The 21,506-nt window shown below is 66.9% G+C and carries 16 protein-coding genes; 12 read left to right on the forward strand and 4 right to left on the reverse strand.

What is annotated here, in order from left to right; translation table 11 throughout:
- The first annotated feature begins 26 nt into the window (after nucleotides 1–26).
- Entirely contained in the window at nucleotides 27–1,604 is a 1,578-nt protein-coding gene (locus tag ACS0OT_RS16475; protein WP_065178347.1) for a BCCT family transporter, read from the forward strand.
- A 558-nt stretch (nucleotides 1,605–2,162) separates the two neighbouring features.
- On the opposite strand, the gene ggt is transcribed toward ACS0OT_RS16475, so the two are convergent.
- Entirely contained in the window at nucleotides 2,163–3,881 is a 1,719-nt protein-coding gene (ggt, locus tag ACS0OT_RS16480; protein WP_414604000.1) for a gamma-glutamyltransferase, read from the reverse strand.
- Between the two features lie 686 nt (nucleotides 3,882–4,567).
- Here ggt and ilvC point away from each other — a divergent pair.
- The 9 genes from ilvC to leuB all read left to right on the forward strand — a co-directional run bounded on the left by ilvC (nucleotide 4,568) and on the right by leuB (nucleotide 14,216).
- Nucleotides 4,568–5,542, forward strand: a complete 975-nt coding sequence (gene ilvC, locus ACS0OT_RS16485) for a ketol-acid reductoisomerase (protein WP_053499062.1) — start codon at nucleotides 4,568–4,570, stop codon at nucleotides 5,540–5,542.
- A 39-nt stretch (nucleotides 5,543–5,581) separates the two neighbouring features.
- Nucleotides 5,582–7,318 carry an acetolactate synthase 2 catalytic subunit gene (gene ilvG, locus ACS0OT_RS16490; RefSeq protein WP_005419106.1) on the forward strand — a complete coding sequence of 579 codons (1,737 nt, stop codon included), beginning with the start codon at nucleotides 5,582–5,584 and terminating at the stop codon, nucleotides 7,316–7,318.
- A complete protein-coding gene (locus tag ACS0OT_RS16495; RefSeq protein ID WP_005419108.1) occupies nucleotides 7,302–7,553 on the forward strand; it encodes an ACT domain-containing protein in 252 nt (83 codons plus the stop codon). The genes ilvG and ACS0OT_RS16495 overlap by 17 nt, the downstream gene beginning before the upstream one ends.
- 96 nt (nucleotides 7,554–7,649) lie before the next feature.
- Nucleotides 7,650–8,741, forward strand: coding sequence for a threonine dehydratase (locus ACS0OT_RS16500; RefSeq protein WP_436403430.1), 1,092 nt, complete (start codon nucleotides 7,650–7,652; stop codon nucleotides 8,739–8,741).
- The gene (locus ACS0OT_RS16505; RefSeq protein WP_436403429.1) at nucleotides 8,738–10,324 is read left to right on the forward strand and encodes a 2-isopropylmalate synthase; all 1,587 of its coding nucleotides are present in this window, start codon (nucleotides 8,738–8,740) and stop codon (nucleotides 10,322–10,324) included. Before ACS0OT_RS16500 ends, ACS0OT_RS16505 begins: the two co-directional genes overlap by 4 nt.
- A gap of 10 nt (nucleotides 10,325–10,334) precedes the next feature.
- Nucleotides 10,335–11,108, forward strand: coding sequence for a class I SAM-dependent methyltransferase (locus tag ACS0OT_RS16510; protein ID WP_053499067.1), 774 nt, complete (start codon nucleotides 10,335–10,337; stop codon nucleotides 11,106–11,108).
- 60 nt (nucleotides 11,109–11,168) lie between these two features.
- Entirely contained in the window at nucleotides 11,169–12,587 is a 1,419-nt protein-coding gene (leuC, locus tag ACS0OT_RS16515; protein ID WP_139727626.1) for a 3-isopropylmalate dehydratase large subunit, read from the forward strand.
- Nucleotides 12,587–13,165: a 3-isopropylmalate dehydratase small subunit gene (gene leuD / locus ACS0OT_RS16520; protein WP_005419117.1), complete on the forward strand. Its 579-nt coding sequence runs from the start codon at nucleotides 12,587–12,589 to the stop codon at nucleotides 13,163–13,165. The genes leuC and leuD overlap by 1 nt, the downstream gene beginning before the upstream one ends.
- Nucleotides 13,155–14,216: a 3-isopropylmalate dehydrogenase gene (gene leuB, locus ACS0OT_RS16525; RefSeq protein WP_053499071.1), complete on the forward strand. Its 1,062-nt coding sequence runs from the start codon at nucleotides 13,155–13,157 to the stop codon at nucleotides 14,214–14,216. The genes leuD and leuB overlap by 11 nt, the downstream gene beginning before the upstream one ends.
- Nucleotides 14,217–14,386: 170 nt before the next feature.
- Here leuB and ACS0OT_RS16530 read toward each other — a convergent pair whose 3' ends face one another.
- Nucleotides 14,387–15,160 carry an SDR family oxidoreductase gene (locus ACS0OT_RS16530; RefSeq protein WP_065178342.1) on the reverse strand — a complete coding sequence of 258 codons (774 nt, stop codon included), beginning with the start codon at nucleotides 15,158–15,160 and terminating at the stop codon, nucleotides 14,387–14,389.
- Between the two features lie 117 nt (nucleotides 15,161–15,277).
- Here ACS0OT_RS16530 and ACS0OT_RS16535 point away from each other — a divergent pair, with 117 nt between their 5' ends.
- A complete protein-coding gene (locus ACS0OT_RS16535) occupies nucleotides 15,278–16,183 on the forward strand; it encodes a LysR family transcriptional regulator (RefSeq protein ID WP_053499076.1) in 906 nt (301 codons plus the stop codon).
- Nucleotides 16,184–16,311: 128 nt separating this feature from the next.
- On the opposite strand, the gene ACS0OT_RS16540 is transcribed toward ACS0OT_RS16535, so the two are convergent.
- Both ACS0OT_RS16540 and ACS0OT_RS16545 read right to left on the reverse strand, forming a co-directional pair.
- The gene (locus tag ACS0OT_RS16540; RefSeq protein WP_049416701.1) at nucleotides 16,312–19,473 is read right to left on the reverse strand and encodes an efflux RND transporter permease subunit; all 3,162 of its coding nucleotides are present in this window, start codon (nucleotides 19,471–19,473) and stop codon (nucleotides 16,312–16,314) included.
- Between the two features lie 4 nt (nucleotides 19,474–19,477).
- On the reverse strand, nucleotides 19,478–20,608 hold the full coding sequence (locus ACS0OT_RS16545; protein ID WP_065185352.1) for an efflux RND transporter periplasmic adaptor subunit: 1,131 nt from the start codon (nucleotides 20,606–20,608) through the stop codon (nucleotides 19,478–19,480).
- A gap of 119 nt (nucleotides 20,609–20,727) precedes the next feature.
- Between ACS0OT_RS16545 and ACS0OT_RS16550 the strand changes: the two genes are divergently transcribed.
- A complete protein-coding gene (locus ACS0OT_RS16550; RefSeq protein WP_005419125.1) occupies nucleotides 20,728–21,408 on the forward strand; it encodes a TetR/AcrR family transcriptional regulator in 681 nt (226 codons plus the stop codon).
- Nucleotides 21,409–21,506: the final 98 nt, after the last annotated feature.

Genomic DNA, 21,506 nt, shown 5'->3' on the forward strand with positions numbered 1-21,506 from the left:
AATCCCTTGATCGGAGAAGCTCCTTCATGGTGTTTCGTGTTTCCATCGCACTGGTTCTGATGCTGGTGCTGCTTGCCGGTATTGCACCCGGCCCCTTCAATACCGTGGTGCAGAGCATCCTCGGCGAACTCATCCGCGGTATCGGCTGGCTGTACCTGCTGGTGGTGTTCCTGGCCCTGGTGTTCCTGATGTACCTGGCCTTCGGTCGCTTCGGCAACCTGCGCATCGGCGGCGAAGACGCCGAGCCGGAGTTCTCGCGGGCCAGCTGGATGTCGATGCTGTTCGCCGCCGGCATGGGCATCGGCCTGGTTTTCTGGGGCGCAGCCGAGCCGATCTCGCATTTCAGCAAGCCGCCCGAAGGATTGGCGCCAGAGAGCATGGACGCCGCGCGTGCTGCCATGCGCTATGTGTTCTTCCATTGGGGCCTGCACCCGTGGGCCATCTATGCGCTGATCGGCCTGGCAATGGCCTGGTTCCAGTTCAACCGCAACGGCCGTGGCCAGATCAGCGATATGTTGCAACCGATCATCGGCCGTCACCATCGTGGCTGGATCGGGCATATGGTCAACATCTCCGCGGTCGTCGCCACCGCGGTTGGCGTGGCTACAGCACTGGGCTTCGGCACGATACAGATCGCGGCCGGCGTGGAACGCGTGTTCGGCGTGCAGGCGGGCGTGCCGCTGCAGCTGACCATCATCGCAGTGGCTTTCGTACTGTACATGGCGTCCACGCTCAGCGGCGTCGGCCGCGGCATGAAATGGCTGTCCAACTTCAACCTTGCATTGGCTGCACTGCTGCTCGCGCTGGTGCTGGTACTCGGCCCGACTGGCGCGATCTTCAACACCTTCACGACGACGTTGGGCTCCTATCTCAATCAGCTGGTGACGATGAGCCTGCGCATGTCACCGTTCTCGTCCAGCACCTGGGTCGCGGACTGGACGATCTTCTACTGGGCCTGGTGGATCTCCTGGGCACCGTTCGTGGGTTCGTTCATCGCGCGCATCTCGCGCGGGCGCAGCGTGCGCGAGTTCGTGATCGGCGTGGTGCTGGCACCGACGCTGCTGGGCTTCTTCTGGTTCTCGGTGTTCGGTGGCACCGCGATCTGGATGCAGATCTTCGGCCAGGCCGACCTGCTGCAGGCACTGGGCAACGGCTATGAAACGGTGCTGTTCACCATGTTCGACAGCATGCCGCTGCCGTTGCTGCTGTCGTGCATTGCGCTGGTGCTACTGATGATCTTCTTCGTGACCTCGGCTGATTCTGCGGTACTTGTGCTGGCCAGCATGTCCACGGACGACGCGGGCGAGCCATTGCGCAAGCACAAAGTGGCGTGGGGTGTCGGCATTGCGCTCGTGGCGGGTTCCTTGCTGTTGGCAGGGGGACTGGAGGCGCTGCAGGGCATGATCACCATCGCTGCGCTGCCGTTCGCGCTGCTGATGCTTCTTGTGATGGTGTCCCTGTACCGGGTGCTGGACCAGGAGTACACCCGCGAGCGACGGCAGGCGCAGCGCCAGCGGCACATGATCGATGCGTGGATCGCACGCGAGATGGCGGCGCAGGAGGAGACGCAGGCCGAGGCAGCGCGCGCGCACGATCAGGATTGAGGGTGTTTTGCAGCCTGCGGCTGCACCGCTTTTTCAAGCAAGTGCAAGTGCAAGTGCAGAAGCCAAGGCGGCTCTGGGCTTCTGCTTGCTTGGCGGGGAGGGGGCAGATGGCGGGACACGCCGCAAGTACGTCCCTGTAGGCTCGGCCACGGCATCCATGCCGTGGACGGTCCCGCCATCTGCCCCCTCCCCGCCTCCGACGATCTCCCAGTGACGGTAGTAGATCCACGCCATGCGTGGATCAGGTGTATCGGAAAACAAGAAGGGGTCGGATCCGTTTTCCTTCGGAAAACGGATCCGACCCCAACCCACAGCGCGCGGCTGTCGCTGTTGCCTTTGCTCTTGATCTTCTTCCTTCTCTTCCGTGGCTGACGCGCACGGAAATTTTCGGGGGGCGTGCGGGTGGGAGTGGCGGGGGTATCCGCGCCATGGATGGCGCGGCTAAGCCTACAAGGACGTATTTACGGCGTCCCCCGACACTCCCACCCGCACGCCCCAGCGCATGAACCTGCTCCAGCGCTCAGCCGCGAGGGGGCTCAGCCCGGTGGCCGGGAAACCTCAGTACCCCGCCGCCTGCCCGTCCTTGCGGCTCTCCGAAGCCCCGTAGTACACCCCGGTCTCGGGATCGCGCATGATCGCCTGGTACCCGCCGTACGGACCGTCGGCGAACACGATGCGATGCCCCTTGCGCATCAGCGCGCGCACGGTCTCGTACGGGAAGCCGGTTTCCAGATTCACTTCACCACCGTCGGTCATCGCCGTGGCCTGACCCGTCGGTTCAGTCGAGCCTTCGTGCTGGATGCGCGGCGCATCACCGGCTTCCTGCAGGTTCATACCGAAGTCCACCAGGTTCATCACGATCTGCGCATGGCCCTGCGGTTGCATCGCGCCGCCCATCACGCCGAAGCTGGCATACGGCTTGCCCCCCTTGGTGATGAACGCCGGAATGATCGTCTGGAAGGGGCGCTTGCCCGGTGCGTATCCGTTGGGATGGTTCTTCTGCAGCACGAACATCTCGCCGCGGTCCTGCAGGATGAAGCCCAACCCCGGCGGCGCCATGCCGCTGCCCATGCCGCGGTAATTGGACTGGATCAACGAGACCATCATGCCGTCGGCGTCGGCCACCGTCATGTAGATCGTGTCGCCTTCCTCCAGCTGCTTCGGTGTGCCCGGCTGCACTTCCTTCAAGGCCTTGTCCATCGAGATCAGCGCGCGGCGCTGCGCGGCGTACTCCTTGGAGATCAGCTTCTGCACCGGCGCCGGCTGGAATGCCATGTCGGCGTAGAAGCGCGCACGGTCGGCGAAGGCCAGCTTCTTCGCCTCAACGAACAGGTGCACATGCTCGGGTGAGCCGAACGGGATCTTCGAGAAATCGTAGCCTTCCAGCACGTTGAGGATCTGAAGCGCAGCGATGCCCTGGCCGTTGGGTGGCAGCTCCCAGACATCGTAGCCACGGTAGTTGCTGCTGACCGGCTCGACCCATTCACCGTGGTGGTCGGCCATGTCCTGGTAGCTCAGGTAGCCACCGTTGGCCTTGAAGTAGTCACCGATGGTGCGCGCGATCTCGCCCTTGTAGAAGGCGTCGCGCCCGCCGTCGGCGATCTTCTGCAGGGTGCTGGCCAGGTTCGGGTTCTTCCACATCTCGCCCTTGCGCGGGGCGTGGCCGTTGATCGTGAACTGCTCCTTGAAGCCCGGGTACTGCGACAGCTTGGGCACCGAACGGTCCCAGTAGTAGGCGATCACCTCGGCCACCGGGTGGCCCTCGCGGGCGTAGCGGATGGCCGGCGCCAGGTTATCGGCCATCGGCTTGCGACCGAAACGGTCGTGCAGGGCGAACCAGCCGTCGACCGCACCGGGCACCGACACCGGCAACGGGCCGGTGGCCGGGATGTCCTTCAGGCCACGACGCTGGAACTCGGCCAGGGTGAGCGACTTCGGCGAGCGGCCCGAGCCGTTGTAGCCGTAGAGCTTCTGCGTCTTTGGGTCCCAGACGATGGCGAACAGGTCGCCACCGATGCCGTTGCCGGTCGGCTCCATCAAGCCGAGCGCGGCATTGGCCGCGATCGCCGCGTCGACCGCCGAGCCGCCGCCCTTCATCACGTCCAGCGCGATCTGGGTGGCCAGCGGCTGCGAGGTAGCCGCCATCGCATGCGGGGCGATCACCTCCGAACGGGTGGCGAAGGTGTGGCCGGTGATGCGGTCGGCGGCGATGGACAGTGCAGGCACGGCAGCCAGCACGGCGGCGGCGAGCAGGGAGCGGGCAAGGCGTCGGGACACGGTCGGGTTCCGGTGGAAGGTGGTTCCGCGATCTTCGCCGCTGCGGCCTTCATGCGGTATCGGGCAGAGGTCATGGGCGATGGCCTTTCGGTGGGTGCCGACCAGGGTCCGCCCCAGCATGGCGAACAGCGACCCGGAATCCGCGCAAAAAGCGTGTTGAAAGGAGTGAATTCGGGTTCACTGAAACACTTTCAGTGGCAACCATCCTTGCGGCGCAAGCGATTTCGCTGGACTCACTGGAAACCGATAAAAAAACTGTCGTGAGGGTTGACACCGCCAAAACGCCTGTGTTTCTCTCGATCGCATGTTGCATCACAACACGCCACCGCGAACCCACATCGAAGCCGCCGCCATCGGCGCCGCCTCGCTGCGTTCGATTCTTGTGCTCGTACTTATTACCCAACCCACAGGTGCGGGACGAGCCAGCGTGTAAGCAACAGACACACCGGAACTCTTCAAAAACCCGCACCCGCCCCGGTGCGGGTTTTTTCATTTCAGAACCTGGTTTCAGACGCAACCACCATGACCAACGCTCATCGCACAACCCGGACCTGCAGCACCACGCCTCGTGGTGGCTGTGCCTGTGCGATGCGCGGCGCCCCCTCCACCGCTTTCCCCTGACCGGCCGGCACGTCACCTCGACGACCGGCCGTTCTTTTTTCTTCCCACCGCAAGGAACCTCCCCCATGAGCACCAACGACCTGCCCCAGACCAAGATCGCCGTCATCGGCTACGGCAGCCAGGGCCGCGCCCACGCACTGAACCTGCGCGAATCCGGCTTCGACGTGGTGGTAGGCCTGCGTCCGGGCGGTCCGACCGAAGCCAAGGCCCAGGCCGATGGATTCACCGTGGTCGCGCCCGCCGATGCGGTGAAGGACGCCGATCTGGTCGCCGTGCTGACCCCCGACATGGTGCAGAAGAAGCTCTACAACGATGTGCTGGCGCCGAACATGAAGCAGGGGGCGTGCCTGCTGTTCGCCCACGGACTGAACGTGCACTACGGCATGATCGAGCCGCGCGCCGATCTGGACGTGGTGCTGGTCGCGCCGAAGGGCCCGGGTGCGCTGGTGCGCCGTGAGTACGAGATCGGCCGTGGCGTGCCGTGCATCTGGGCGGTCTACCAGGACGTCAGCGGCAAGGCCGCGCAGCATGCCCAGGCCTATGCGGCCGGCCTCGGCGGTGCCCGCGCCAACCTGATCCAGACCACCTTCAAGGAAGAGACCGAGACCGATCTGTTCGGCGAGCAGGCGGTGCTGTGTGGTGGTGCGTCGGCGCTGGTGCAGGCCGGTTTCGAGACCCTGGTGGAAGCTGGCTACCAGCCGGAGATCGCCTACTACGAAGTACTGCACGAGCTGAAGCTGATCGTCGACCTGTTCTACGAAGGCGGCATCTCGCGCATGCTGGAATTCATCTCCGAGACCGCGCAGTACGGCGACTACGTCAGCGGCCCGCGCGTGATCGACGCCGGCACCAAGGCACGCATGAAGGAAGTACTGAAGGACATCCAGGACGGCACCTTCACCAAGAACTGGGTGGCCGAGTACGAAGCGGGCCTGCCGAACTACAACAGGTTCAAGCAGGCCGACCTGGAGCACCCGATCGAAAAGGTGGGCAAGGAACTGCGCGCCAAGATGGTCTGGTTGCAAGGACAGGCCGCGTAACCGCGCGGCCCTCCCCCACCCGCTTTGCAAGGTTCCCCCATGAACTCTTCCACACACCGCAGCGCGCCGCCCAACGGCGCGCGCTGGCTGACCCAGGCGCTGGAGGCCGAAGGCGTCCGCACGCTGTTCGGCTATCCCGGTGGCACCATCATGCCGTTCTACGACGCGCTGGTGGACTCGTCGCTGAAGCACATCCTGGTGCGCCACGAGCAGGGTGCCGCCCTGGCCGCCAATGGTTTCGCCCGCGCCAGCAACCAGGTGGGCGTCTGCGTGGCCACCTCCGGGCCGGGCGCGTCGAACCTGGTCACCGGCATCGCCGATGCGATGCTGGACTCGGTACCGATGGTCTGCATCACCGGCCAGGTCGGCACGCCGCTGCTGGGCACCGACGCCTTCCAGGAACTGGATGTGTTCGGCCTGACGATGCCGATCGTCAAGCACAGCTGGCTGGTGCGCAGCGTCGATGACCTGCCGCGCGTGGTGGCCGATGCGTTCCGGATCGCCCGCGAAGGTCGCCCTGGCCCGGTGCTGATCGACCTGCCCAAGGACGTGCAGCTGGCCGACGCCAGCCATCTGCCGGCCCATGCCCCCAGCAGCGTCGAACCACCGCCGGCGCCGGCCGAGGCCGCCATTGCCGAAGCCATTGCCGCGCTGGCCGCGGCCGAGAAGCCGGTGGTCTACGCCGGCGGTGGCATCGCGCTGGGTGATGCGGTGCAGGACCTGCGCGATTTCGTCGAGGCCAGTGCCATCCCCACCGTGATGACGCTGCGCGGCCTGGGCGCACTGCCGGCCAGCCATCCGCAGTCGCTGGGCATGCTGGGCATGCACGGGACCCGCGCGGCCAACATGGCGGTGCAGGAAAGCGACCTGCTGCTGGTGCTGGGCGCACGCTTCGACGACCGTGCCACCGGCAAGCTGGCGGAGTTCGCACCGTTCGCCCGCGTCGTTCACATCGATGCGGACGCATATGAGATCTCCAAGCTGCGCAGCGCCGATGTCGCTGTGCCTGGCAATGTCGGCCATGCCATCCGCGCCCTGCGTGCGGCCTTCCCCTCCCCCAAGGCCCACCAGGACGCATGGCGCAAGCGCTGTGCACAGCATCGCGATCGTTTCGCAGCGCGCTACGACGCACCGGGCCAGCACATCTACGCCCCGGCGCTGCTGAAGCGCCTGAGCGAACTGGCCCCGGCCGATGCGGTGATCGCCTGCGACGTCGGCCAGCACCAGATGTGGGTGGCGCAGCACTGCCGCTTCAACCACCCGCGCAACCACCTGACCAGTGGCGCGCTGGGGACCATGGGCTTCGGCCTGCCGGCAGCGATGGGTGCGCAGTTCGCCTGCCCCGATCGCACCGTGGTGCTGGTGTCCGGCGACGGCAGCTTCATGATGAACGTGCAGGAGCTGGCGACCATCGCGCGTTGCCGCCTGCCGGTGAAGATCGTGCTGCTGGACAACAGTTCGCTGGGCATGGTGCGACAATGGCAGGAGCTGTTCTTCGCCGAGCGCTACAGCGAGATCGACCTGTCCGACAACCCGGACTTCGTGGCGCTGGCGCAGGTGTTCGGCATTTCCGCCACCCGCATCGACGCTCGGGATGACGTCGAGGGTGGCCTGGCCGCGCTGCTGGCCGAACCCGGCCCGGCACTGCTGCACGTCGCCATCGATGCACGCGCCAACGTATGGCCGCTGGTGCCACCGAACACCGCCAACAGCACGATGCTGGAAAGCAACCCCGCCCATGCCCGCCAGGAGATCCCCAATGCACTACCGGCTTGACCTGGTGCTGCACCCGGCCGAAGGCGCGCTGTTGCGCGTGATCGGCATGGCCGAGCGCCGTGGCTTCGCGCCGCGTGCGATCAGCGGTGCGCCGGTGGCCGCCGACGATGGCCGCTGGCACCTGCAACTGGTGGTGGATGGCCAGCGCCCGGCGGAAACGCTGTGCCGGCAGATCGAGAAGATCTACGACTGCGTGTCCGTGCAGGTCACCGCCGTGGAAGGAGCATCCGTATGAACACCCGTACCGTAGTGACCACGGTGCCGGTACGGAGGCGTCTTCTTCGCCGCCCGTGCCCGCATGCGGCGGTCGCCTGCACCCCGCTGGTGGCCCATGCCGGCCACTGATGCCAGCCAGGAAAGCGATGTCGGCGACGTAAGCGTCGCCGACGTACTGGCGGCGCAGGCCCGGCTGCGCCGCTTCCTGCCGCCTACCCCGCTGCACCATGCCGAGCGCTTCGGCACCTGGCTGAAGCTGGAGAACCTGCAGCGCACCGGGTCCTACAAAGTGCGCGGCGCGTTGAACGCGCTGCTGGCCGGCCGCGAGCGCGGCGATACCCGGCCGGTGATCTGCGCCTCGGCCGGCAACCATGCCCAGGGCGTGGCGTGGGCGGCCTACCGCCTGGACGTTCCGGCCATCACCGTGATGCCACATGGCGCGCCGGCCACCAAGATCGCCGGCGTCGCTCACTGGGGCGCCACCGTGCGCCAGCATGGCACCAGCTATGACGAGGCCTACGCCTTCGCGGTTGAACTGGCACAACGCCACGGCTACCGCTTCCTTTCCGCGTTCGACGACGCCGATGTGATTGCCGGCCAGGGTACGGTCGGCATCGAGCTGGCCGCGCACGCACCGGACGTGGTGATCGTGCCGATCGGCGGCGGTGGCCTGGCCTCCGGCGTTGCACTGGCGCTGAAATCACAGGGCGTGCGCGTGATCGGTGCCCAGGTGGAAGGCGTTGACTCAATGGCGCGCGCCATCCGCGGCGACGTACGCGAGATCGCCCCCGTCGCCTCGCTGGCCGACGGCGTGCGGGTGAAGATCCCTGGATTCCTGACCCGACGCCTGTGCACCTCGCTGCTGGACGACGTAGTGATCGTGCGCGAAGCCGAACTGCGCGAAACCCTGGTCCGGCTGGCACTGGAAGAACACATCATTGCCGAGGGTGCCGGCGCGCTGGCGCTGGCCGCTGGCCGCCGCGTCGCGGGCCGCCGCAAGTGCGCGGTGGTGTCCGGCGGGAACATCGATGCCGGCGTGCTGGCCGGCCTGCTTACCGACGTCCGACCGCGCCCGCCACGCAAGCCACGGCGACGGCGCAGCGAAACACCCCGCTCGCCCGCCAAGGCCAGCGCGCCGCCCTCCCCCATGCCTTCCCCTTCCCACCTGCAAGCCGCAACGCCCGCTGTCGAGGAGATTTCCCTGTGACCACCATCGAACGAATTACCACCCCGCGCATCCGCATCTTCGACACCACCCTGCGTGACGGCGAGCAGTCCCCCGGCTGCAGCATGAGCCCGCCGCAGAAGCTGGTGATGGCGCGTGCGCTGGACGAACTGGGCGTGGACATCATCGAGACCGGCTTCCCGGCCAGCTCGCAGTCCGACCGCGAGGCGATGGCGCTGATCGGCCGCGAACTGCGCCGCCCGAGCCTGAGCCTGGCCGTGCTGTCGCGCTGCCTGCAGGCCGACATCGAGACCTCGGCACGTGCCCTGGAGGCCGCAGGCAACCCGCGCCTGCACGTGTTCCTGTCCACCAGCCCGCTGCACCGCGAGCACAAGCTGCGGATGACCCGCGAGCAGGTACTGGAATCGGTACGCAAGCACGTCTCGCTGGCTCGCTCCTACATCGACGATGTCGAGTTCTCGGCCGAGGATGCCACCCGCACCGAGCTGGACTACCTGATCGAAGTCTCGCGCGTAGCCATTGCCGCCGGCGCCACCACCATCAACCTGCCCGACACCGTCGGCTTCACCACGCCGGAAGAGATCCGCGCGATGTTCCAGCAGGTCATCGCCGGCGTCGCCGATGTGCCGAATGCCGCCAACGTGATCTTCAGCGCGCACTGCCACAATGACCTGGGCCTGGCCGTGGCCAACTCGCTGGCCGCCATCGAGGGCGGTGCACGCCAGGTCGAGTGCACCGTCAACGGCATCGGCGAGCGCGCCGGCAACTGTTCACTGGAAGAGATCGCGATGGTGCTGAAAGTCCGCCAGGCCTTCTACGAGCAGGACAGTTCGATCAACACCCCGCGTATCGTCGGCACCTCGCAGCTGCTGCAGCGCCTGGTCGGCATGCCGGTGCAGCGCAACAAGGCCATCGTCGGCGCCAACGCCTTCGCCCACGAATCGGGTATCCACCAGCACGGCATGCTGCGTCATCGCGGCACCTACGAAATCATGCGCCCGGAAGACGTGGGCTGGGAGGATTCTCAGATGGTGCTGGGCCGCCACAGTGGCCGTGCCGCCGTTGAAGCGCGCCTGCGTGCGCTGGGCTTCTGGCTGGAGGAAGACGAACTGAAGCTGGTGTTCGAGCAGTTCAAGGGCCTGTGCGAACAGCAGCGCGTGGTCACCGATGCCGATCTGCAGACGCTGATGCAGGGCGGTTCCAACGCACAGGGCTACCGCCTGGCCTCGATGACCATCAGCGATGTCGGCAGCCGCGCCAACGCACTGGTCGAACTGTCCGACCCGGACGGCAACCGCGTGGCCGAGACCGCGCAGGGCGACGGCCCGGTCGATGCGCTGTTCGGCGCGCTGTCGGCTGCCACCGGCGTGCAGCTGATGCTGGACAGCTACCAGGTGCACAGCGTCGGCATCGGCGCCGATGCGCGCGGTGAAGCCAATCTGAGCGTGCGCCACGACGGCGTGGAGTACGACGGCACCGGCACCAGCAAGGACATCATCGAAGCCTCCGCGCTGGCCTGGCTGGATGTGGCCAACCGCCTGCTGCGCCAGCGCCAGGCCACCGCCCACAGCAGCACCGACGTTCCCACCCCTGCCACCGCCTGAGGAACCCGAGATGAGCGCCTTCGACACTCCTACCGCAGCCGCTGGCCAGCAGTGGAACGCCCAGGACTATGCGATCGATGCCGGCTTCGTACCGTTGCTCGGTGGCGCGGTCGCGCGCCTGCTCGATCCGCGCGCCGGTGAGCGCATCCTCGACCTGGGCTGTGGCGATGGCGTGCTCAGCACCGAGCTGGCCCTGAGCGGCGCGTGCATCCACGGCGTGGACGCGTCGCCGGAACTGGTGATCGCCGCCCGTGCACGTGGCGTCGACGCGCAGGTGATGGACGGCCACGCGCTGTCGTTCGACAGCGAGTTCGATGCGGTCTTCAGCAATGCCGCATTGCATTGGATGGGCAACCCGGACCGCGTGCTGGAAGGGGTGCGTCGCGCGCTGCGCCCCGGTGGCCGCTTCGTCGCCGAGTTCGGCGGCCATGGCAACGTGGCCACGATCGTCGCGGCGGTACAGGCCGCACGCGTGGCCCACGGCCATGGCGCCAGCACCTTCCAGTGGTACTTCCCGACCGCCGATGCCTATGCCGACCGCCTGCGCCAGCATGGCTTCCAGGTGCAACTGATCGAATGCACGCCGCGCCCGACCCCGCTGCCGACCGGCGTGGCCGGCTGGCTGCGGGTATTCGCCGCGCCGCTGCTGGATGACCTGCCCGCCGAGGCCCGCGCCACCGTGCGCGAGGCTGCCACCGCGTTGCTGGCCGACCTGCCACGCAATGCCGCCGGCCAGGCGCTGGCCGACTACGTGCGCCTGCGTGTGCTCGCCCGCCGTCGCTGACTTGACCGTTCCGCTTTCTTTACTGATGTTCGCTATCTCGTACTTCTGCCAGGCATACGCATGACTTCCGCACCCCGCACCCTGTACGACAAACTGTGGGACGCCCACGTGGTGGTTCCCGAATCCGACAGCGCACCCGCCGTGCTGTACATCGACCTGCACCTGATCCATGAGGTCACCTCGCCGCAGGCGTTCACTGAACTGCGCGAGCGCGGCCTGTCGCCGCGCCGGCCGGACCGCACCAAGGCGACGATGGACCATTCCACGCCGACCCTGCCGGCTGCGGCGGACGGCACGTTGCCCTACGCCAGCGCCGCTTCCGAGGCACAGGTCGCCACCCTGGCGCGAAACTGCGCCGAGCACGGCATCGAACTGTTCGACATGGCCTCGGACAACCGCGGCATCGTCCATGTCATTGCGCCGGAACAGGGCTTCACCCAGCCGGGCATGACCATCGTCTGCGGTGACAGCCACACCTCCACCCACGGTGCATTCGGCTCGCTGGCCTTCGGCATCGGCACCAGCGAGGTCGGCCACGTGCTGGCCACGCAGTGCCTGCTGCAGCGCAAAGCCAAGACCTTCGCGATCACCGTTGACGGTGCGCTGGCACCCGGCGTCGGCGCCAAGGATGTGGTCCTGCACATCATCGGCGTGATCGGCGTCAACGGCGGCACCGGCCACGTGATCGAGTTCCGTGGCAGCACCATCGAAGCGATGGACATGGAACAGCGCATGACCCTGTGCAACATGTCGATCGAGGCCGGTGCACGCGCCGGCATGGTCGCGCCCGACCAGGTCACCTTCGACTTCGTCGCCGCTACGCCGCGCGGCCCCAAGGGCGCCGACTTCGACGCTGCCGTGGCGCGCTGGCAACAGCTGCGCAGCGATGACGGCGCGCGCTTCGACAGCGAAGTGCACATCGAAGCCGCCGACATCCGCCCGACCCTGACCTGGGGTACGCATCCGGGTACCGCGATCGCCGTGGATGCGCCGATTCCCGTCGCCAACGATGCCGCCGCACAGAAGGGCCTGGACTACATGCACTTCCAGGCCGGCAAGGCGCTGGCGGGCACACCGGTGGACGTAGTGTTCGTTGGTTCGTGCACCAACGGCCGCCTGAGCGACATGCGCGAAGTCGCACAGGTGCTGCGCGGCCGTCGTGTTGCCGAGCGCGTACGCATGCTGGTGGTACCGGGCTCGGAGATCGTCAAGCGCGAGGCCGAGGCCGAGGGCATCCATGAGATCGTGCGCGCGGCCGGTGCCGAATGGCGCGAGCCGGGCTGCTCGATGTGCATCGCGATGAACGGCGATCTGGTCGCCCCCGGCCAGCTGGCCGTGAGTACCAGCAACCGCAATTTTGAAGGCCGGCAGGGCCCCGGTTCGCGCACGCTGCTGGCCTCGCCGATGAGCGCCGCATGGGCGGCGGTGAACGGGCACGTTGCCGATACCCGCGAACTGTTCGCACAGGAGGTGGCGTGATGGCCGGTTTCCGTACCCTGACCTCGGCCAGCGTGGTGCTGCGCCAGACCAACATCGACACCGACCAGATCATCCCGGCGCGGTTCCTGTCCACCACCGAGCGTGCCGGGCTGGGTCGCAACGCGTTCAACGACTGGCGCTGGCAAGCTGATGGTTCGCCGGTGGCCGACTTCGCCTTCAACCAGCCGCACAACGCCGGCCGCAGCATCCTGCTGGCGGGCCGCAACTTCGGCTGCGGCTCGTCGCGCGAACACGCGCCATGGGCGCTGACCGACCTGGGCCTGCGTGCCATCGTCAGCAGCGAGATCGCTGATATCTTCCGCGGCAACGCGCTGAAGAACGGCCTGCTGCCGATCGTGCTGGACGAGGCCGACGTCCAGGCGCTGATGCAGCGCCCGGACGATGCGCTGACCATCGACGTGGCTGCGCGCGAACTGCGCACCCCCGATGGCCAGGTCTATTCCTTCCCGCTGGATGGCTTCTCGCAGACCTGCCTGCTGGAAGGCGTCGACCAGTTGGGGTATCTGCTGGGCCGTGTCCCTGAAATCGAACGTTACGAGAGTGAGCATGCACGCTGAAATTGTTGTCCTGCCCGGTGATGGCATCGGCCCGGAAGTGGCCGCCGCGGCAGTTGCCGTCCTGAAGGCGGTCGCCGGACGCTTCAACCACACCTTCACCTTCAGCGAGCACGACATCGGTGGCATTGCCATCGACCGCCACGGTGAACCGCTGCCGGCGTCGACGCTGGCCGCCTGCCAGGCCGCCAATGCGGTGCTGCTGGGCGCGGTCGGCGGCCCGAAGTGGTCCGACCCGAACGCCAAGGTGCGCCCGGAACAGGGCCTGCTGGCGATCCGCAAGGCGCTGGGCCTGTATGCGAACCTGCGCCCGGTGCGTACCCACGAGGCCGCGCTGCACGCCTCGCCGATCAAGGCCGAGCTGCTGCAGGGCGTGGACTTCGTGGTGGTGCGTGAACTGACCGGCGGCATCTACTTCGGCGACAAGACCCGCGACGCCGACAGCGCCAGCGACCTGTGCCGCTACACCGTGGCCGAAATCGAGCGCGTGCTGCGCAGCGCCTTCCGCCTGGCCCAGCAGCGTCGCGGCAAGGTCACTTCGGTGGACAAGGCCAATGTGCTGGAAACCTCGCGCCTGTGGCGCGACGTGGCCGCACGCATCGGCCGCGAGGAGTTCCCGGACGTGGCGCTGGAGCACCAGTTGGTCGACTCGATGGCCATGCACCTGCTGGCCAAGCCACGCGAGTACGACGTGATCGTCACCGAGAACATGTTCGGCGACATCCTCACCGATGAGGCCTCGATGCTGGCCGGTTCGCTGGGCCTGCTGCCGTCGGCCTCGCTGGGCGAGCCGGGTGCGGTGGGCATTTACGAGCCCATCCACGGTTCGGCCCCGGACATCGCCGGCAAGGGCATTGCCAATCCGTACGCGACAATCTTCAGCGCCGCGATGCTGCTGCGCCATTCGCTGGGGCTGGAGGCCGAAGCGGCAGCCGTGGAAGCCGCCGTGCATGCGGTGCTGGATGACGGCGTGTTCACCGCCGACCTTGCGGCCAAGGGCCAGGCCGTCAGCACCGCCGCGGCAACCGACGCGGTGCTGGCGAAGCTGGGCTGATCCATCGGGCAACACCTGTAGAGTCGAGCATGGCACGGCTCTACAGGTGGCCCGTGGCCACTGCCCGACTCCGTGCCAACCAAGGTTGGCACCTACCACAGCGGTAGATCCACGCCATGCGTGGATGATTCGGTTCCCGCGTGGTAGGGCCACGCCATGCATGGCTTTGCTTACTTGGTGGTGTACCCACCATTGACCAGAATCGTCTGCCCGGTCATCCACCAGCCATCGGTCACCAGGAAGCGGATCCACGGCACGATATCGGCGATGTCGGTCAGCCCGGTGCGGGTGAACGCCGACAACGCCGCCGCAGTCTTGTGATACGCCTGCGCATCGGCGCTCTCGGCCGGATAGAAGAACGGCGTGTCCATCGGACCGGGACCGATCGCGGTCACCGAGATGCCGCGCTCGCCGAACTCCTTCGACGCCGCACGGGTGAAATGCTCGACCGGCGCCTTGGTGCCGGCATAGCTGGAATAGAACGGCGTGAACGCACCCAGCAGCGAGGTGACCAGGGTGCAGATGCGGCCACCGTCATTGACGTGGCGACCTGCCTCCTTCAGGAAGAAGAACGCGGCCTTGGCATTGACCGCGCTCATCTCGTCGTACTCCGCCTCGCTGATGTCCAGCAGCGGCTTCTTGAGTACCTTTCCCACCGTATTGATGGCGATGTCAGGACGGCCGACTGCGGCCACGGCATCGACGAACAAGCGCTCCATCGCTGCCGCCGACGTCAGGTCGCCCTGCAGGGCCACCGCCTTGCTGCCGGCGGCCTGCACCGTGGCTACAGTCGCTTCTGCATCGGCCTGGGTAGCGGCACTGTTGTAGTGGATGACGATGGCTTTGGCGCCCTGTGCGGCGAAGTCGCGGGCGATCAGGCCGCCCAGGTTCTTGGCGCCACCGGCGATCAGCACGGTCTTGCCCTTGAGGGAATGCTCGGTCATGGCTTCGGTCTCGGGAGGGGGCTGCCCGGGGTGGCAACCCTGCCCTGACGACGATATCGTGCAGAAAAAGCGGATAAAGCCCGCCAAATTGACTTAACTTTCCAGAGTCAGCGAACAATGGACCGGATCGATCGCTTCCGCATCTTCACCCGGGTCGTGGAGTGCGCGAGCTTCACCCGCGCCGCCGACCAGCTCGGCCTGCCCCGCTCCACTGTCTCGGCAGCCATTGCGGAGCTGGAGCAGCGGCTCGGCACCCGCCTGCTGCAGCGCTCGACCCGGCGGGTGTCCACCACCCACGACGGCGACGTGTTCCATGCCCGCTGCCTGCGCCTGATCGCCGAGGTCGAGGACGCCGAATCGCTGTTCCTCCAGGTCGACGCCCAGCCGTCGGGGCTGCTGAAGATCGACGTACCCAGCCGCATCGGCCGCCGCATCATCGCACCGGCGCTGCCCGACTTCTTCGCCCGCTACCCGCAGGTGGAAGTGGACCTGGGCATGAGCGACCGCGCGGTGAACCTGATCGAGGACGGTTGCGATGCAGTGTTGCGGGTCGGCCAGCTGGGCGACTCCAGCCTGGTGGCGCGCACGCTGGGCCAACTGGACTTTGCCAACGTTGCGGCGCCGGCTTACCTGCGCGAACACGGCGTGCCGCAGCATCCTGCCGACCTGCCGCAGCATCGCGCGGTGAACTACGCGTCGCCGACCACGGCACGGGTGGAACCTTGGGAGTGGCAGGACGGCGGCCAACTGCGCACGCTGCCGATGCCTGGCTGGGTGCGTGTGAACAGCGCCGAGGCATCGATTGCGTGCTGTGTGGCGGGGTTGGGTCTTTTGCAGATTCCGCGCTACGACGTACAGGCCGAGCTGCAATCCGGCGCGCTGGTGGAAGTGATGCCACAGCACGTCGCACAGCCATTGCCGGTCACCCTGCTGCAGCCGCATCGGCAGCACCGTGCGCTGCGCGTGCAGGTGTTCATCGAATGGCTGCTGCCGGTGCTGCGGAGCGGCCTGCAGCTGCAGTAGATCCACGCCATGCGTGAATGCATGCATCCGTGCCAACCAAGGTTGGCCCCTACCTGGGAAGGGAGCAACCGGCATGGGTGGGGTCAGAGCCCTTTCCCCGAGGGAAAGGGATCCGACCCCGGTCGGCATCACGCCCCGGATTCATCGGGCTTCACCCGGAACCACGCCGCGTACAATGCCGGCAGGAACACCAGGGTCAGCACCGTACCGACGATCAGGCCGCCCATGATCGAGATCGCCATCGAGCCGTAGAACGCGCTGCGCGACAGCGGAATCATCGCCAGCACGGCTGCCAGTGCGGTCAGCACGATCGGGCGGAAGCGGCGCACCGTGGCGTCGATGATCGAATGCCAACGGTCATGCCCGGCATCGATGTCCTGCTGGATCTGGTCGATCAGGATCACCGAGTTGCGCATGATCATGCCGGCCAGCGCGATCGTGCCCAGCAGCGCCACGAAGCCGAACGGCGCCCGGAACAGCAGCAGGAACAGGGTCGCGCCGATGATGCCCAGCGGCGCGGTCACCAGCACCATCGCTGCACGCGAGAAGCTGCGCAGCTGCAGCATCAGCAGCGTGGCCACCACCACCAGGAACAGCGGCATGCCGGCCTTGATCGAGTTCTGGCCACGCGCCGAATCCTCCACGGTACCGCCGGTTTCCAGCAGGTAACCACTGGGCAGCTCGGCACGGATGCCGTCCAGTGTGGGCAGGATCTGATGCACCACGTCCAGCGCCTGCATGCCATCACTGATGTCGGCGCGCACGGTCACCGTCGGCAACCGGTTGCGGTGCCAGATGATGCCGTCCTCGAAGCCGTACTCCATCGTCGCCACCTGCGACAGCGTGATGCTGCCACCGTTGGCGGTGGGCATCGACAGGCTGGACAGCAGCTCCAGTTGATTGCGCTCATCGGCCGGCCCGCGCAGCAGCATCTCGATCTGGCGATTGCCCTCGCGATACACGCTTACCGATTGCCCGGCCAACGAACTGGACAGGAACTGGCTGACCTGGGCGCTGCTCACGCCCAGCGCGCGGGCGCGCTCCTGGTCGACCACCAGGCGCACCACCTTGCTCGGCTCGCTCCAGTCCAGGTTGACGTTCATCACGTGCGGGTTCTCCCGCACCTTGGCCTCGACCTGCCGCGCGATCGCCTGCACCTTCTCGATGTGCTCGCCGGAGATGCGCATCTGCACCGGATAGCCGACCGGCGGGCCGTTCTCCAGGCGGGTCACGCGCATCTGCACGTCCGGGAACTTCGGGATCACCTCGTGCAGCAGCCAGTCGCGGGTGCTTTCGCGTGAAGTGATGTCCTTGGCCAGCACCACGAACTGGGCGAAGTTGGTCGCCGGCAGCTGCTGGTCCAGCGGCAGGTAGAAGCGCGGCGAACCGGTGCCCACATAGGACACGTAGTTGGCAATGCCCTCGCGGCTGGACAGCAGCTTCTCAAGCTTCTCGGCCTGGGCCTGGGTCGAGCGCAGCGAGGCGCCCTCGGCCAGCTCGATGTCCACCATCAGTTCCGGCCGGGTCGAGTCCGGGAAGAACTGCTGCGGCACGAAGCGGAACATCATCAGCGAGAACACGAACAGGCCGATGGTCGCCGCGATCACCCACCAGCGATGCCGCAGGCAGGTATCGAGGAAGCGACGGAAACTACGATAGAACGGGCGCTGGTACGGATCGTGGTCGTGCCCGTGCTGCGGCGGCGCGATCAGATTGGCCAGCGCCGGATAGCGGTCGGCCCACTGCTGGCGCTTGGCGTGCCAGCGCGCTGACAGGCTGCCCGGCTTCGGCGGCTGCGGATTGAACAGGTCCGGCAGCATCTTGTCGCCCAGGTAAGGGATGAACAGCACCGCTGCGATCCACGACACCACCAGCGCGATGGTCACCACCTGGAACAGCGAGCGGGTGTATTCACCGGTACTCGATGCCGCAGTGGCAATGGGCAGGAAGCCGGCCGCGGTGATCAGGGTGCCGGTCAGCATCGGGAACGCGGTCGACTCCCAGGCGAAACTGGCGGCGCGCAGGCGGTCGTAGCCCTGCTCCATCTTGGTGGCCATCATCTCCACCGCGATGATCGCATCGTCCACCAGCAGTCCTAGCGCCAGCACCAATGCACCCAGCGAGATCTTGTGCAGGCCGATGTCGAAGTAGTGCATGACAAAGAAGGTCATCGCCAGCACCAGCGGGATGGTCACGCCCACCACCAGGCCGGTGCGCAGGCCCAGCGAGAAGAAGCTGACCAGCAGCACGATCACCACCGCCTCGGTCAGCACCTGCACGAACTCGCCGACCGACTCTTCCACCGATTGCGGCTGGTCGGACACCTTGCGCAGCTGCATGCCGGCCGGCAGGGTCTTCTGCAGGCGTTCGAACTCGGCATCGAGGTTGGCGCCGAGCTTGAGGATGTCACCGCCATCCTTCATCGCCACCGCCAGGCCGATCGCCTCTTCGCCCATGAAGCGCATCTTCGGCGACGCCGGATCGGCGAAGCCACGCTTGACCTCGGCGATGTCGCCCAGGTGCACGGTGCGGTCGCCGGCGCGGATCGGGAACTGGCGGATCGCTTCGATGTCGTTGAACTGGCCGGTCACCCGCAGCTGCACGCGATCGGTGGCGGTCTCGAAGAAGCTGGTGCCGGTCACTGCGTTCTGGTCGGCCAGCGCCTGCTGCACCTGCTGCATCGACACGCCCAGCGTGGCCAGCCGGGTGTTGGACAGTTCGATCCACACCTTCTCGTCCTGCAGGCCGACCAGGTCGATCTTGCCGACGTCGGGCACCCGCTGCAGTTCCAGCTGGATGCGGTCGGCGTAGTCGCGCATCACCGCGTAGTCGAAGCCCTTGCCGGTCAACGCATAGATGTTGCCGTAGGTGTCGCCGAACTCATCGTTGAAGAACGGACCGACGATCTCGCGCGGCAGCGTCGGGCGGATGTCGCCCACGCGCTTGCGCACCTGGTACCACAGGTCCGGGATCTGCCTGGAACGCAGGCTGTCGCGCGCCATGAAGATGATCTGCGATTCGCCCGGGCGCGAGTACGAGCGGATGAACTCGTACTCGCCGGTATTCATCAGCGCCTTCTCAAGCGGCTCGGTCACCTGCCGCGAGACCTGCTCGGCGGTCGCCCCCGGCCACAATGTGCGCACCACCATCGCCTTGAAGGTGAACGGCGGGTCCTCGGACTGGCCCAGATGCTTGTACGACCATGCGCCGATCAGCGCGAAAGCCAGCATCGCAAACAGCACCAGCGGGCGGTTGGACAACGCCCACTCGGAAAGATTGAAGCGGCGCACCGGCTTACTCCCTGGCCTTGGCGGCAGCGGCCGGCGTAGCCGGCTTCAGCACGGGACGGTTCTGCCGGTCCACGGCGATCACCGGCTGGCCGGCCCGCAGCAGGTGGCCACCCGCAGCAACTACCCAGTCGCCCCCGCTCACGCCCGACAGTACCGGTACCGTCTCGCTGCCAAACGCACCGGTGGTAACCGTTGCGGCCTTCAGCGTGCTGTTGCCCGGATCGACCACCCATACGCTGGCGGCACCGTTGGCACCACGCTGCAGCGCGCCCAGCGGCAGCTGCAGGGTGCCGTGGCGACCGGCGCTGCTGTAGACGCGTGCACTCTGGCCCAGTTCGACGTCGGCCAGCGCATCGGCGGGCAGGCTGACCCGGGTCGCATAGGTACGTGCCTGCGGATCGGCAGCGGCGGCGATCTCCCGGATCGTGCCCGGCAGGCGCTGGCCGGGGCGATTCCACAACTCCACCTCGACCGGTTGGCCCACAGCATAGTCGCGGATGGTGGCCTCGGGCAGGTCGATCAGCACTTCGCGGCCACCGTCGGCGGCCAGGTTGAAGATGGTCTGCCCGGCGGACACTACCTGCCCGGCCTCGGCCTCGCGGCTGGCGATCACACCGTCGGCCGGCGCACGCAGCTGTGCGTAGCCGGCCTGGTTGCGGAGCACATCGAGGTTGGCGCGGGCGGCGTTGGCCTGGCCCTGCGCGGCCTTGAACGCGGCGGACTGCTGGTCCAGCTGCGAGCGGCTGACCAGCTGCTGGTCGGCCAGCACCTGGTAACGCTTGAGGTCATCGCGGGCGCGCACCAGATCGGCTTCGGCTGCCGCCAGCTGCGCCTGCGAGGCACGGGCCTGCAGCGCGAAGTCGGCCACGTCCAGCTCGGCCAGCACGTCGCCCTTCTTCACCCGTTGCCCGGCATCGACGTGGCGCTTGACCAGGTTGCCGCCAACGCGGAACGACAGCGGGCTTTCCTGTCGCGCACGCACCGTGCCCGGGAACGCCGCCGGCGCCTGCCCGGCCTGCTCGCCGGGGTGAACCACCAGCACCGGTACGGCCGCCGGTGGCGCCTGTTCCTGCCCCGAACAGGCTGCCAGCGCAGCCATCCACACCATACCGCCCATCCAGCGCACGATCTTCATCGGTCAACGTCCTGAAAACGCAGGGTTGCAACTAAGGGAGGAGCCGCGACTGCCGGCCCAATTTAATAAACCGGCCGGTATAGTATAAATATCGAACCGCTTGGTCTAGTATTGTCGCGATGAGTTCCCACATTTCCCGCAAGCCGTCGGCCAAGCCCGCTGCCAAGGCCGCCGGACCCGGGCGCCCCAAGGACCTCGGCAAGCGCGCGGCGATCCTTGAAGCAGCCAAGGCACTGTTCATCGAACAGGGCTATACCGGCGTGAGCATGGACACCATCGCCGCTCAGGCCGGCGTCTCGAAGCTGACTGTGTACAGCCACTTCGGCGACAAGGAGACGCTGTTCTCCGAGGCGGTGCAGTCAAAGTGCATTGAAATGCTGCCCGACGCGCTGTTCGTAGCCGACGCGGACGGCCCGCTGCGCGACCAGCTGATCGGTATCGGCCTGGCCTTCTTCGAGCTGATCACCTCCGACGCGGCGATCTCGATCCAGCGCATGATGATGGCGCCGGAGACCGACGAACGCCTGCGCGCGCTGTTCTGGAAAGCCGGCCCCGAGCGTACCTGCGAGGCCCTGGCCGATTTCCTGCGTGCCCGCGCCGAACGTGGCGAACTGGATATCCCCGACTGTGCTCTGGCCGGCGAGCAGTTCCTGACCCTGGTCAAGGGCGAAGTGCACATGCATATGATGTGCGGCATGCCACTGTCACCCGTGGAATGCGACCCTCTTGCCCACGTGACCGCCAGCATCGACTTCTTCCTGCGCGCCTACGCGCCGCGAGGGGCCGGAACGGCTGAATAACCAAAACTGAACGAACCGGAGGTCGCGATGACTTCCGGCACTGCGACCCCGGCCCCCGGCAGCTGATGCTCTGGGCGCGCCGCCGGCCTCCGGCACCG

The organism is Stenotrophomonas maltophilia group sp. RY12688, from assembly GCF_052149045.1.
Classification (GTDB): Bacteria; Pseudomonadota; Gammaproteobacteria; order Xanthomonadales; family Xanthomonadaceae; genus Stenotrophomonas; species Stenotrophomonas sepilia.

Excerpts from the sequence above, each read along its gene's own strand:
- ACS0OT_RS16495 (WP_005419108.1), top strand. The coding sequence starts at position 7,302 with ATGCACTACCGGCTTGACCTGGTGCTGCACCCGGCCGAAGGCGCGCTG.
- ACS0OT_RS16510 (WP_053499067.1), top strand. The coding sequence starts at position 10,335 with ATGAGCGCCTTCGACACTCCTACCGCAGCCGCTGGCCAGCAGTGGAAC.
- leuD (WP_005419117.1), top strand. The coding sequence starts at position 12,587 with ATGGCCGGTTTCCGTACCCTGACCTCGGCCAGCGTGGTGCTGCGCCAG.
- leuB (WP_053499071.1), top strand. The coding sequence starts at position 13,155 with ATGCACGCTGAAATTGTTGTCCTGCCCGGTGATGGCATCGGCCCGGAA.
- ACS0OT_RS16475 (WP_065178347.1), top strand. The coding sequence starts at position 27 with ATGGTGTTTCGTGTTTCCATCGCACTGGTTCTGATGCTGGTGCTGCTT.
- ilvG (WP_005419106.1), top strand. The coding sequence starts at position 5,582 with ATGAACTCTTCCACACACCGCAGCGCGCCGCCCAACGGCGCGCGCTGG.
- leuC (WP_139727626.1), top strand. The coding sequence starts at position 11,169 with ATGACTTCCGCACCCCGCACCCTGTACGACAAACTGTGGGACGCCCAC.
- ACS0OT_RS16530 (WP_065178342.1), bottom strand. The coding sequence starts at position 15,160 with ATGACCGAGCATTCCCTCAAGGGCAAGACCGTGCTGATCGCCGGTGGC.
- ACS0OT_RS16550 (WP_005419125.1), top strand. The coding sequence starts at position 20,728 with ATGAGTTCCCACATTTCCCGCAAGCCGTCGGCCAAGCCCGCTGCCAAG.
- ilvC (WP_053499062.1), top strand. The coding sequence starts at position 4,568 with ATGAGCACCAACGACCTGCCCCAGACCAAGATCGCCGTCATCGGCTAC.
- ACS0OT_RS16500 (WP_436403430.1), top strand. The coding sequence starts at position 7,650 with ATGCCGGCCACTGATGCCAGCCAGGAAAGCGATGTCGGCGACGTAAGC.
- ACS0OT_RS16545 (WP_065185352.1), bottom strand. The coding sequence starts at position 20,608 with ATGAAGATCGTGCGCTGGATGGGCGGTATGGTGTGGATGGCTGCGCTG.
- ACS0OT_RS16535 (WP_053499076.1), top strand. The coding sequence starts at position 15,278 with ATGGACCGGATCGATCGCTTCCGCATCTTCACCCGGGTCGTGGAGTGC.